The organism is Candidatus Eisenbacteria bacterium, from assembly GCA_016867715.1.
Taxonomy (GTDB): Bacteria; Orphanbacterota; Orphanbacteria; order Orphanbacterales; family Orphanbacteraceae; genus VGIW01.
Genome location: VGIW01000090.1, coordinates 1 through 13,307, shown reverse-complemented (window position 1 = coordinate 13,307; position 13,307 = coordinate 1). Strand labels below are relative to the sequence as shown.

Sequence of the window (13,307 nt, the reverse complement as noted above, 5' to 3'; positions counted from 1 at the left end):
AATACACAGGCGAGACGATCTGCTCCGTTTTCCGGAGACGCGACATGATCCGCGGGCTCGATCTCGTACACGAGGCGCCTGTGCTTCGCCACTTCACCGCGAGACTCAGGCCCGTGTCGGCCGGAGAGGAGATGCGGCCATGACCGGCTCCCTTGCGCGATGCTCCCCGATGCTCCTCTTCGCGGCGCTCCTCGCCGGATGCGCGGCGGTCTCCGAGCTCAATCTCGTCTCCACCGAGCAAGAAGTGGCGATGGGGGCCGAGTTCTCGGCCGAGGTCGAGCGGGAGATGAAGATGCTCGACGATCCGGTCGTGGAGGCGTACATCGACAGTCTCGGACAGATTCTCGCGAGGAACTCGGACCGGACCGACATCGCGTATCGCTTCCGCGTGGTCGACACGGACGAGGTGAACGCGTTCGCGCTCCCCGGAGGGTTCCTCTACGTGAACCGAGGGCTCATCACGACGGCGGAGAACGAGTCGGAGCTCGCCGGAGTGATCGCCCACGAGGTCGGTCACGTCGTCGGGAGGCACAGCGCGAAGATGCTCACGCGGCAGTACGGGATCGCGATGATCGCCCAGATCGCGCTCGGCGAGGATCCAGGGCTCGTGAAAAGCCTCGTCGCGAACATCGCCGCGACCGGAGCCTTGATGAAGTACTCCCGCGACGCGGAACGCGAGGCGGATCGCTTCGGCGTGGACGAGGCGCACCGATCGGGGATCGATCCGAACGGCATGGCGACGTTCTTCGAGAAGCTCCAGACGATGCACGAGAGAAAGCCCTCCTCGATCGAGAAGTTCTTCTCGACGCACCCGCCCACCGCGGAGAGGATCTCCGATACGCGTTCCTACATCGCGTCCCTCCCGGCGCTCGCCTCGCCGACCCGCGACTCGGAGCGCTTCCGACGCGTCCAAGAGAGGATCCGCGCCCGGAGCGGATCGTGAGGAGAATCGTTTGACGTCTGAACATCGAGAACGAGCCGTTCGAGATTCCTCGTTTCGAAGCTGCGCGCGCGTTCGGGCCGCGTGGGGGCTCGCCCTCTCCGCCCTTCTTCTCGCGGCGGGCGGCCTCTTCGCCCAGGAGAGCCCCTTCATCGTCGAGGGGGAGGCGGTCCGTCTCCGCGCGGAGCCCGATCGGGCCGAGATCCGCTTCCATCTTGAGGTTCCTCCGGACCACTATCTCTACCGCCACATGATGTCGGTCGATCTTCTCGACACGACCGCCCTCCGCCTCGAAGCCGCGGAGTTCCCTTCCGGAACGATCAAGTTCGATCCCTTCCTCGAGGAAGAGACGGAGATCTACGACCGCGATCTCATGGTGCGGGCGCTCCTCGCCGCAAGGAGCGGCTCCGAGTTCCCGGAGCGCATCCGCATTCAGTTTGCCTTTCAAGGGTGTACGAGCGAGTTCTGCTACTTTCCCGAGGAGCGGGCCTACGACCTCGCCTGGAGCTGGGGAGAGGAGGGAGCGAAAGAAGAGGAAACGCGAGCCGAGAAGGGACCTGCGGCGGCCCCCGGCTCGTTCGATGTGGGCGAGAGGATCGCCTCGCGCGGCCTCTTCTTCACTTATGTGGCCGTCTTCTTCGCGGGGATTCTCCTCTCCTTCACGCCCTGCGTCTTTCCGATGATCCCGATCACGCTTTCCATTATCGGGGCGCGAGGAGAAAAGGGGGCGCTCCGGAACTTCCTTCTCTCCCTCATCTATGTTCTCGGGATGGCGCTCACCTACGCGACTCTCGGCCTCGTCGCGGCGACCACCGGCGCGATGTTCGGATCGATCCTCCAGAATCCTTGGTTCGTCGGCGGCATCGTGCTCCTCTTCGTTCTTCTCGCGCTCAGCATGTTCGGCGTTTTCGAGCTTCAGGTTCCCTCGTCGGTCGCGGTGCGTCTCCAGAGGGTCGGCGGGGGAGGGGGATGGATCGGGATCTTCCTCATGGGGATCGTCGCGGGGCTCGTGGCCTCCCCCTGCGTCGGTCCGGTTCTCGTCGGCCTTCTCGTGTACATTGCGCAAACCGGAAGCGCGCTTCTCGGGTTCACGCTTCTCTTCACTCTTGCGATGGGGATCGGCGTTCTCTTTCTCGCGATCGGAACGTTCTCCGGGTTGATCGGAACGCTTCCCGGCGCAGGCGACTGGATGGACAGTGTGAAGCGCGTCTTCGGCTTTCTCCTTCTCGGCGTGGCGATCTACTTTGCGGCGCCGCTTCTACCGAAACGGCTCGTGCTCTCCCTCGCCGGCGCGCTTCTCACGGTCGCGGCGGTCTTCTTCGGCCTCTTGGAAGCGATGCCCCCCGGCGCGCCCGCGGCGCGGAGGATCGCGAGGACGTTCGTCCTCGTCCTCGGCGCTTTCGGCGTCGTGCTGCTCGTGGCGACCCTCCTCCTGCCGTTCCTCCCGCTCCCGGGGGCGACCGGAATCGCCCCGCAGGCGGAAGAGATCGCGTGGATCCCGGACCACGATCTCGGGATTGCGGAGGCCGCGCGCGAAGGGAATCCGGCGGTGATCGACTTCACGGCGGACTGGTGCGCCGCCTGCCGCGAGCTGGAGCACAAGACCTACACCGACCCCGCGGTGATTCGCGAGAGCCGCCGCTTCACGATGATCCTCGTCGATTGCACCCGCTCGACGGAGAAGATCCGCGCGCTCCTCGCCGAGTACGGGGTTCGCGGCCTTCCGACGATCGTCTTCATCGATTCGTCGGGACGCCGCGACGAGAACCTCACGGTGACCGGCTTCATGGAGCCGGGACCGTTCGTGGAGATCCTGCGCTCGGTTCGCTAGGCTAGAACCTTCGTCCGGCGACGAGGAGGAGGAGGTGCTGCGTGAAGCGCTCTTCCTCCGGCGGATCGTTCTCATCGATCCGCTCGTATTCGGCGCGCCACTCGAACCCCGCGAGACGGACTCCGCACTCGGCCGTGAACGACCATCGCTCCGGCTTCGCGGTCGTCGTCTCGATGCCCGCTCCCGTCGTGTCCTCTCTTGTTTCCGAATGGCTGTATCTCTCGGCGAGCTTCCAGGAGAACCGGCCGTCCGCCGCTTCGCCGCTCCAGTACGCGCCGGCGCTCCACGACCGCGTGCGGGAGGAAGAGCGGGTCTCGGATCTCGTCCCGCTGATCGAGATGGTCTGCGTTTTGCCGCGGGCGGAGAAGCCGAGCGTTCCGTACGCGTTCTTGTAAGGCCGGTCGGCGTAGGGGATCTCGTGCGAGCGGAGGATGAGATAGTGGTTCCAGTCGATCCCGCGCGCCTTCCGGTCGTAGTCGGTTCGCCCGTAGATCAGGACGATGCGGGCGCTTGGGTCGTGCTCCTGCGCGGAATTCCGGTCCCGGAGCACCTCCGCGCGGAACGATTGGCGAAAGCGAGTCCACGCGCGCGCCGAAGCGCTGAGAACCGCGCCGTACTCCCCGCCGTCCACGGTCGGGCTCGCGAGCGAAGCGAAATCGGAGCGATAGTCGTGGGCCTCGAGGGAGAGAGCGCGGCGGGGCGAGTCGAGTATCGTCGCGAGGATGCGCCAGCCGCCGCCGGACGCGCGCTCGTCCTCCTCCGTGTCGCTCCATCCGATCTCCGCGTCGAGCCTTCGCTCCTTGCCCGCGCGGAGGGAGGCGCTCCCCGACAGGACGAGATTCTTCAAGGGCGAAAGAACGCGAAGAGTCTCGGGGACGGAGGACTCGCGCTCCCAACCGTATGCCGCTTGGAAGGCCGCATCCCAACGCTCGCCGGCGACGGAGAGCTTCTCTCCCGCGAGGAACTGCGAGTAGACACCGAGCCCGTCCGCCGTGTCGGAGGGGAGGGAGCGGAGAAAGAAGCAGGAGTTCTCGATTGCTCCCCGGCGCACGGTCGCGAGAGCGCCCTTTCCCGACAGCCAGGAAACGGTCATCTCCGAAAAGGAAGGATACACGTCCCCTACTTCAAGAACAAATGATTCGGAGGTTAAGCGTCCTGCGGCGCGGATCTCGTCGTCGTAGATCGGCTCCCGCGAGCTCGAGAGGAAGAACGCGTGCTCCCCCCAGCTTCCCGACGCGTAGCCGTCGTAGGCGAGGGAGGAGGTCTTCTCGAAGAGGAGATACGGATCCCCTTCGATCCCCGCGTTCGAGACGGACGCCCATCCCGCCTCGACTCTTCCGGAAAAAGCGAGGAGCCTTGCTCCTCTCGGACCTTCCTCGAAGAAGAACGTCCATGAACGCTCCCCGCGCTCGCCGGACGCGGTCCGGACGGCCGCCCTCGCCTCGTGAGCCCCGCGCGCGGGGGCGCGCTCCGGCCGGAAGTAGAGATAGTCCTCCGTTCGCTCGACTCCCTCGGTGATGAGCGTTCCATCGAGATAGAGAAACGCGCTGTCCCCGGGGGCGAGCGGGGGGTCGAAGAGGACGGAGATTGAGAAGAGGGAGGAGTCCGGCACGATCTCGCCCTTCTCCGGAGAGAGGATCACGATGCGCGCGGTCGCCCCCGCCGAGAGAACCGGGACTCGGTGAGGGCTCTCCGTCGGGTTCCGAGCCGGGCTCGTGATCTCTTCGCCGCTCAGCGTCCTCACGAGCAGGAAGTACTCGAACCCGGGAGGCGCGACCAAGCGTTCCGGCACCGCGGCGCGATAGACGCCTCTCCGTTCTTCCGCCGCGACACGCGTGAAGGCGGTGTCGCCGACCGCGCGAACGAGCGCATCGGCCGCAGCAGGTCGTTCGTCGCCGAGCACGGTGAAGACGAGCTCGACCTTCGCGCCGGCGACCGCTGGAGCCGGGAGGGCGTGAACCACTCGGGGAGTGTCCGCCGAAGCGGCGGACGCGCATGCCGCGAGAAGAAAGAGCGCCGGGAGGCCGCGCCGCGCGAGAGCCGCGCGCGCGCCGAGCCCCTCGCGAAGATCGGGAACGAGTCTCGACGAAGACCGGTTCAACGGAGGCCTATCGCCCTCCGCACCTCGTCCATCGTCGCCGCGGCGATCGTTCGGCAGCGTGCCGCTCCCTTCTCGAGCACGTCGCGCACTTCGTCCGGCCGGCGCTCCAGCTCCCGGAACTTCTCTCGGATCGGATCGAGCTCGCGAATCATGTTGTCCGCGAGGATTTTCTTGCAGTCCACGCATCCGATCCCGGCACGCCGGCACTCGACGTTCACTCGGTCGATCTCTTCGGGGGAGGAGAGGCTCTTGTGCAGAGTGAAGATGTTGCAGATGTCCGGGTCCCCGGGGTCGGTGCGCCGCTTCCGATTCTCGTCGGTGAGCGCGACGGCGAGCTTGCTCCGAATCGAAGCGGGTTCCTCAAGGACTCCGATGTAGTTCTTCATCGACTTCGACATCTTCGCCTCTCCGTCGAGCCCCATGATGCGCGGCGTGGGCGAGAGGATCACCTGCGGTTCGGGGAAGATCGGGCCGAAGCGCGCGTTGAACTTCCGCGCGATGTCCCGCGCGAGCTCGATGTGCTGCACCTGGTCCTCGCCGACCGGAACCCGGTCGGCCTTGTAGAGGAGGATGTCCGCCGCCTGCAGCACCGGGTAGTCGAAGAGCCCGACGTTGATGTTCTCGCGGTGCTGCTTCGACTTCTCCTTGAACTGGGTCATCCGTCCGAGATCGCCCATCGGTGTCACCGTGTTGAAGTACCAGGCGAGCTCCGTGTGCTCCGGGACGCGCGACTGGACGAAGAGAACGCACCTCGCGGGGTCGAGTCCGGCCGCGATGTTCGTCGCCGCCGCATCGAAGATCTTCTTCGGGAGCTCCCCGACATCGTACTCGACGGTGAGCGCGTGCTGGTCCACCACGCAGAAGATCGAATCGTGCTCGTCGATCAGGCGGACCCAGTTGCGAATCGCTCCCAGATAGTTGCCGATCGTGATCTCCCCGCTCGGCTGGATTCCGCTGAAGATTCGGCTCACGGAGACTCTCCTTTCCGCCGCGAGGCGGAGCGCTCGGAACTACTGAATTTGCAATAGACTAGCGCGGAGAGCCGGCTCGTGTCAAGATAGAGGCGGTTCGCGCCGAAAAGCGAAGAAGGAGGGAAGAACGCATGTTTCGCTCGATCTTGACCGCTTTTCTCGTCGTCTTCCTCGCCGCTCCCCAAGCGGGCTTCGCGTCGGCGACCGAACCGCCCGGCGAACGTCCGTCCTGGATGGGCGGGCCGGTCTTCTGGGGGGCGCTCGTGCTTCTCAACACAACGATTCTTACTTCAAGCATCGGCGACCTCCGTTTCTATGAGGCGCGCGCCGATGAGTTGACGGCGGAAGGCGGAGAAGCCGGAGCGTATTGGGACGCGGCGTCTCGCGAGAAGGTGATGATCGGCGTGTCGGCCGTCTCCCTTCTCTTCTCCCTCGCGGGGCTCAAGGGGTCGTTCGCGAATCCGGAACCGGCCGCTCGGCTCGCCGCGCCGCCCCTTCGATCGGAAGCGCTTCCGACGCCGCCGGGACCGGTCCAGGTCCTCGAGCTCGAGAACCGTGTTCGGTACGACACGCTCTTCGTGGAAGCGGTTCCTCCGGGAAGCGCCCCGCACGAACCGCGTTTTCGCGTGGTCCCCTCCGACACGCTCGCCGCGCCCGGTGTTCTTCCGAGTTTCGATCGGAAGGAAGATGCGGTGCCGCCCGTGCTCGAACCGGAAACAACTGTTCCAAGCGATCCCGTGGAAGACCGCTTCGCGGAGATCCTGCTCGATCTCGAAAAGAAGGAGTCGCCCGAGCGGGAGGCGCCCGCGGCGGAATCGGAGGCTCGCGGCGCCGTTCCGTCCCTTGCACCGAAGAGTACGCCGCCTCCGGTCGTCACCGCCGCCGATCGCGAGGAGACTGGCGAGGCGACGTTCGTTCTTCTCCCCTATGGGGTTCACGTGAGCTCGTTCCGTACGGAGCGGCTCGCGGAGGAGGACGAGGCGAGCTGGATTCAGCGCGGGGAGCGCGTGACGATCGAAGAGGACGAGGTTCCGGGGAGGGGGACTTGGTTCCGCCTTCTGCTCGGCAACTTCGAGACCGCGGCCGAGGCAAACGCGCACGCCGCGGAGCTAAAGAAGCGCTATGGAATTCCGTGGGCGCAGGCTCAGCGCCGCTCGGGACTGTAGCCGGCGCTGTTCCTACTTCTTGACGACGTCGCGGTAGAGGCTCGCGGTTTCTCCGGCGACGATCTCCCAGTCGTAGCGCGCGCGGATCCACTCGCGCGCTTTCTTGCGGACGCGCTCGACCCGGGCCGGATCGGCGAGGAGCGACTCGATCTTCCGCGCGAGATCGCCCGCATCTCCCCGGCGGAACCAGTAGCCATACGGTTCGCCGCTCGAGGCCGCCGGGTCCTCCCATTCGTCCGGAGGCCCCTCTCTCTCGGAGAGCGCTTCCAGATTCTCCTCGATGTCGGAGACGAGAACGCACGAACCGAACGAGAGCGCTTCGAGCAGCGTGATCGCAAGCCCCTCTACGTCGGAGGGGAGAACGTAAAGGTAGTTATGGGAGTAGAGCTCTTCGAGCGCGCGCCCGTAGACGTAATCGAGAAAGCGAATCCTCTGGTCCCCCGCGGCGAGCTTCTTCAGATCCTCGAGGTAGCGATCGGAGAAGCTCGATCCTCCCGCGATGACAAGCGGCATGTCCGTGCCGATCGTCCGGTAGGCCTCGACGAGATAGTGGCACCCCTTCTCCGGCACGAGGCGGCCGACGAACAAGAGATACTCGCGAGGCCGGAGGCCGAACTCGGCCGTGATCTCCTCCGCGGGAGGCATGTCGCGGACTTCGATCCCGTTCGGGATGTAGTGCACGGGGCGGCCGTATTTCCGCTCGTAGTACTTCTTCAACGTGCGGGAGACCGTGATCGTCCGGTTCGGGAAGCGGGCCGACGCGGCCTCTCCGGTCCTGAGACACGATCGCGCGAAAGCTCCCCACTTCTCGCGCTTCCAGTCGAGCCCGTGCACCGTGACGACGGTTCGTATGCCCGCGATCCGGGGGACGAACGAAAGGACCGAAGGCCCCTGCGCGTGGTAGTGCGCGAGATCGACCCGCTGGAGGAGCGTGTGGAGCGTCGCGAGGAAGCTGTGCGAGATCGCGTCGAGGTGCTTCGTGCGGATCGTGGGAAGGCGAAGGACCTCGACGCCGCGGAAGCGCCCCTCAATGCTCGTGTAGTAGGGACGCGCGTAGACTTTGACGAGGAAGCCGCGGCGCGCGAGCCGGTTGGAGAGCTCCGCCACGTGCCGCTCGATGCCGCCCCACGTCGGCGGAATCCCTTTCGCTCCGATCACGGCGACCGTTGCGAGCTCGAGCTCGAAATGCGAGTCGACGCGCCGATAGAGCTCGTACACGAGATCCTCCTTGGCGCGGTCGTGGACGGGAAGCGCTTCGCTGAGGAGAAGGTGGCTCGCGATCATCTGGAGCAAGCCGGGGATCGCGCGCACTTTCGCTCCGGCGAGCGCGGCCGCTTCGAGCACATCGAAGACTTGCCGGAGATCGCTCGGCGGCACCGCGAGGAAGACCTCGCGCGCTCCGGACGCGCGGATCCGATCGGCGAGCGCGCGCGCGTCGGGGAAGACCTCGATCCCCGCTTCGGAGACGGTCTCCTCGGGATGCACCGCGCACCTCCCGACGACGTAAACTCCGAACCAACGGTTGAAGGCGAGCCTCGCCTCGAGGTCCTCGAGAGGGGCGCCCTGCCCGGCGATCAGAACCGGCCGAGCGAGGCGTCCGGAGCGAAATAGGAAGAGCTGCAAGATCCCCACGAGGAAACGCCCGGCGGAAAGATACACGACGCAAAGAACCCAGAACGCCACGAGAGTCGGTCTTGAGAAGTGAAACGCCTGTCTGCTCGTCGCAAACCCCTTCGAAAGGAAGAGGAGCATGACCGAGGCGAGCATCAAGACCAGGATCATCTTCGCGATCCGCGGCACGACGAAGGTCGGTTTGAAACGCCGGGGAAAGGCCGGCTCGCGATAGTAGAGAAGAAGGAGAAGGTAAACGACATTCGAGAAGATGAGGAAGGAGAGATAGTGGTCGCCGAATCGCTCCGCCCACACGGCGAGATTGTAGGAGTGGAACCGGAGATAGAGGGCGGAACCGTACGCGGCGTTCAACGCGAGAAGATCGGCGACGATGAGGAGGATCGGGAGGAGCGCTCGTCGAATCGGACTTCTCACGGTCAACCCTCGCGGTTCTCGGGCGGGGAACCTCCCCCTCGAATCGTAGTGTAGCGGATTCGCGGAAGAAAGAACGCAAAACCTTCTCCATGCGCGTCTTCTTCGGTTCCCGAGCCGCATCTTTCCGGTTGCGCGCGCGGGCGGCTCCCCCTACATTTGGGGCGCACGAGGGAAAGGAGAGGCGCGCCGCCGGAAGCGCGGCCCGGAGCGGAGAGCGCGCACACGGGCGTCTGCATTCAAGGAGCGCCCGCCGGAGACACGATGTCCGAACTCAGGCACGATCCGATTCAGAAACGATGGGTCATCATCGCGACCGACCGGGCCCAGCGGCCGGACAGCTTCGCCGTCGAGCCCGAGAAGACGATTCGGGGGGCGTTCTGCCCCTTCTGCGAGGGGAACGAGGAGTCGACCCCGCCCGAGATCACAGCGATCCGCGACCGCGGTTCTCGTCCGAACACGCCCGGATGGAAGATCCGCGTCGTTCCGAACAAGTTCCCGGCGCTCCGGATCGAGGGGGAGCTCGAGCGGTCGGGCGAGGGGGTTTACGACCGAGTGAACGGGATCGGCGCGCACGAGGTCGTGATCGAGAGTCCGGATCATCATGCCTCGATCACCGAGTTCCCGATCGATCACGGAGCGACCGTCTATCGCGTCCTCCAGGAACGGCATGTCGATCTTCTCCGCGACGGGCGTTTCCGCTACGTGATTCTCTTTAAGAATCAAGGAATGAGCGCGGGTGCCTCTCTCGCTCATCCGCATCACCAGGTGATCGCGGTTCCCGTGACCCCGAAGACCGTGAGCACGGAGCTCCAATCGGCGCGCCAGCACTACATGGGGAAGGAGCGCTGCGTCTTCTGCGATCTGATCCGCCAGGAAATCGGCACGGGAGATCGGATCGTGGCGATGACGAAGCGATTCGTCGCGTTCTGCCCCTTCGCGAGCCGCTTCCCCTTCGAAGTCTTCGTGGCGCCGAGAAACCACGAGCACTCCTTCGCGGTCACGTCGCCCGAAGACATCCGAGAGTTCGCCGGTCTGATGAAGGATGTTCTCGGGAGGCTCGCGGTGGGCCTCAAGAACCCGCCGTACAACTACATGTTCCATTCCGCCCCGAACATCGACACGAAGCCGAGCCGCCCCGGCTACTGGGCGACGGTCCGATACGACTATCATTGGCATGTCGAGATCCTTCCGCGCCTCACGCGGATCGCGGGCTTCGAATGGGGGACCGGTTTCTACATCAACCCGATTCCTCCGGAGAACGCGGCCCTGCACCTCCGGACCGTCGATCCGACGCACGCGCAGGAGACGCCGACGGCGGAGGGGTCGGAGGTGCCCGGATAGCCGACTTGCGATCGGAGGGTCTTCGGTGAGGATGCCGCACGCGCTCCCCCATCGGCCGATGCCGGCGGGGGTTCTTGTTCTCCTTCTCGTTGCTCTCGCCGCTCCGCCCGCTCCCGCGAAGCAGGGGGCGGCAGGGCATTCGCCGTCCGAGGCGCGCGCGCTCGGCGCCGCTGAGGTCTCCGGAGATTGGGTCGTTTGGAGGGACGAAGCGAGCGGGCGCCCGGGAAGGGCGGCGCCTCGGGGCGCGAGCCGACCGCAAGCGAAGGCCGGTGCGTCGGACCTCGGCGCGCGGGCGATCCTCGAGAGCCTGCCGGACGATCTCGGCCTCGGGTCGATCGTGGGCGAGCTCGAGCTCGTGCTCGTCCGGCGCGGTCTCGCGAGCGAGCACGCGGTCTTTCGCCGCCTGGTCGACGGCGTTCCGGTCGAACCGGGGCGCTTGGGCGTCCACTTCGGGCGGACCGGCGAGCTCCTCTGGATCGATCTCACGGCGGACACGCGCCCGGTTCCCGCGAAAGCCCTTGCGGCGCTCTCCTCGGAGGACGCGATCTTCCTCGCCGCCGAAGGCGCGCCGCCTCCGGACGCCGAGGCGGAGCTCGTCTACCGAGAAGAAGAGAGGGGGCTTCGGCTCGTTTGGCGGGTCCGCTTCTTCCGCGACGATCCTTCGGGTCTCTGGGAGGTCGACGTCGACGCGGAAAGCGGTCTCGTCGTCGATCGAACGAACCGCTCGATGTTTCTCGACGGAAGCGGTCTCGTTTGGACGCCGAATCCGGTGAGTGTTCTCGCGGATACGAACCTTCGAGATCTCAACGATACGGACCAAGCGGTCTTCGATCCTGCGTATCGCGTCGTGAGTCTTCGGGATCTCGCTTCGCCGACCGGCGGGGCCCCGTACGCTCTCGAAGGGCGCTTCGTCCGGATCGCGGATTTCATGAATCCGTGGAGTCCTCCGCCGACGCGGAGCCACCCCGATAGCTTTCGGTCGAAGCGCGCGGACGACTCCTTCGAGGCGGTGATGGCGTACTACCACCTGGACGGGATCCAGCGTTATCTCCGAAGCCTCGGGTACGACGGCGTGCGCGCCGATTCGATCGGCGTCATGCCGATCGCCGTGGACGTGCACGCGCTCGGAGGACAAGACAACTCCCAATACGATCCGCCTCCTCTTCACCGCTTGGCCTACGGGGACGGGTGCGTGGACGATGCCGAGGATGCCGACGTTCTCATCCACGAGTACGGCCACTTGATCGAGCACGGCCAAGTCCCGAACTGGGGCTATCCGTCCGGGTACATGGGCGCGATGGCCGAGGGCTTTTCCGACTATTGGGCGGAGTCGCACGCCGCTCGGGTGGGAGTGACGTTCGATCTCGGCCAGGTCTTCGATTGGGACAAGAACCGGAAGGAGCCCTTCTGCCGCTGGGCAGGACGCCGCGTGGACAACGGTGCGGTGGTCCCCGACTCGCTTCGCCCGCTCACCGGCGGAAACATCTACCTGAACTCGCTGATCTGGTCCGGCGCGCTCTGGGAGATCCACCAGGCGATCGGCGGAGAAGCGGCCGACCGGACGATTCTCGAGAGTCATTTCTATCTGAACGGGACCTCGCCGAACTCGACGTTCGAGGATGGGGCGTGGGCGATCCTCCAGGCGGACCGCGAGCTCTCCGGCGGCGCGCACGCGGTCGAGATCTTCACCGCCTTCCGGAACCGGGGCATCCTGACCGAGGCGAACACGGGGGAGGTGGTTCTTATCAGTGCCGCGCACCCCGAAACGCTTTATACAGAAACTGCCCTTCTCTGCAGCCTGAGCCTGAGCGCCCGGGTGCCGATCCGCGCGGCCCGCGTGATCTTCGGCCTCGAAGCTCCGGGCGAGGACACGCTTGCTCTCGTCTCGTCTGGTTCCGGGCTCTTTGTCGGTTCGCTCGCCGTCGAAACGGGAACCGATTCGATCGCCTACTATTACGAGACCGTCGACGCGCTCGATCGGACAGCCCGCATCCCGGCGAGCGCGTACCGAACGTACGTTGTCGTCGACACAAGAGCGCCGCGGATCACCCACGTTCCTCTCGGGGACTATCTCGAGAGCGAGCTCCCCGTTTCGATCGCGGCGGTCGTGAGGGACAACGTCGGGATCGATCCGGACTCGGTGGTCGTTTCGTACACGTTCGCCGGATCGGGCGCCGCCGCCGCGGAAGGGGCGTTCTCCCTCTCCGCCGCGGCCGGCGATTCGGTTTATACTGGAACTTTCCCCGTGGGCCCGGGGAGGATCGGCACCTACTCCTACCGGATCACCGCGGTCGATACCTCGCCCCTTCGGAACCGAGCCTCGAGCCCGGAGAGCGGGTTCCATTCCTTCATGATCGCGCCCTCCGCGACGCGGCTCCTCCTCTCGGGGCCGAACCCCTTCGGAGAGAACCTCTCGTTCGAGCTGACTCTTTCCGAACAATCGAATGTTCGACTGTCGATCTATGATGTAGCGGGACGGCTCGTGAGAAGGCTCCTCGACGGTCCGACGAAAGTCGGGGTTCATCCGGTCGTCTGGGACGGGACGAACGACGAGAAGCGCCGGGTCGCGCCCGGTATCTATGTCTATCGGCTCGAGGCGACCGGGGCGGAGAAGACCGGAACCGTCGTTCTCTTGCGATAGAGGCGGAAGCTCCCGGCCGGGGAGGGCGCGTCCATGCGGGATTTGGGCGAGGGGGACCGACTCCGGCGCGTGCATCGTTTTCTCCGCGATCATCCGGAGGGAGTTCAGGCGACCGAGATCGCCCGGCGCTTCCTCCGCGTACAAGATCCGCGCCCCTCCACGGCCGGTCCGATCGTGCGCGCTCTTCTCGCCGAGGATCCTCGGTTCGTCTCGATCGGAACCCAGCTCTGGGCGGCGGCCCCGGAAGACGCGGCGTCCGACTCGGCTTCT

At 65.7% G+C, this 13,307-nt stretch carries 9 protein-coding genes; 6 read left to right on the top strand and 3 right to left on the bottom strand.

The annotated features are described in order from the left end of the window. Positions 1–139: 139 nt before the first annotated feature. Positions 140–943: a M48 family metalloprotease gene (locus FJY73_12060; GenBank protein MBM3321400.1), complete on the top strand. Its 804-nt coding sequence runs from the start codon at positions 140–142 to the stop codon at positions 941–943. 10 nt (positions 944–953) lie between these two features. Then, positions 954–2,771: a protein-disulfide reductase DsbD gene (gene dsbD, locus FJY73_12055; GenBank protein ID MBM3321399.1), complete on the top strand. Its 1,818-nt coding sequence runs from the start codon at positions 954–956 to the stop codon at positions 2,769–2,771. A gap of 1 nt (position 2,772) precedes the next feature. Here dsbD and FJY73_12050 read toward each other — a convergent pair whose 3' ends face one another. Continuing rightward, positions 2,773–4,872 (bottom strand): hypothetical protein, encoded by a 2,100-nt coding sequence (locus FJY73_12050; GenBank protein ID MBM3321398.1) that lies wholly within the window; start codon positions 4,870–4,872, stop codon positions 2,773–2,775. Next, on the bottom strand, positions 4,869–5,843 hold the full coding sequence (gene trpS / locus FJY73_12045) for a tryptophan--tRNA ligase (GenBank protein ID MBM3321397.1): 975 nt from the start codon (positions 5,841–5,843) through the stop codon (positions 4,869–4,871). Before trpS ends, FJY73_12050 begins: the two co-directional genes overlap by 4 nt. A gap of 131 nt (positions 5,844–5,974) precedes the next feature. On the opposite strand from trpS, the gene FJY73_12040 reads away from it, so the two are divergent. Next, complete coding sequence (locus FJY73_12040; protein ID MBM3321396.1) at positions 5,975–7,009, top strand: SPOR domain-containing protein; 1,035 nt, start codon at positions 5,975–5,977, stop codon at positions 7,007–7,009. 12 nt (positions 7,010–7,021) lie between these two features. On the opposite strand, the gene FJY73_12035 is transcribed toward FJY73_12040, so the two are convergent. Next, positions 7,022–9,055, bottom strand: a complete 2,034-nt coding sequence (locus tag FJY73_12035) for a glycosyltransferase (GenBank protein MBM3321395.1) — start codon at positions 9,053–9,055, stop codon at positions 7,022–7,024. 261 nt (positions 9,056–9,316) lie between these two features. On the opposite strand from FJY73_12035, the gene FJY73_12030 reads away from it, so the two are divergent. From FJY73_12030 to FJY73_12020, 3 genes are all read left to right on the top strand, one after another. Then, a complete protein-coding gene (locus FJY73_12030; GenBank protein MBM3321394.1) occupies positions 9,317–10,396 on the top strand; it encodes a DUF4931 domain-containing protein in 1,080 nt (359 codons plus the stop codon). 25 nt (positions 10,397–10,421) lie between these two features. Continuing rightward, positions 10,422–13,037, top strand: a complete 2,616-nt coding sequence (locus FJY73_12025) for a PepSY domain-containing protein (GenBank protein ID MBM3321393.1) — start codon at positions 10,422–10,424, stop codon at positions 13,035–13,037. A gap of 33 nt (positions 13,038–13,070) precedes the next feature. Further along, positions 13,071–13,307: hypothetical protein (locus tag FJY73_12020; GenBank protein MBM3321392.1), on the top strand; the 237-nt coding region annotated here is incomplete at its 3' end.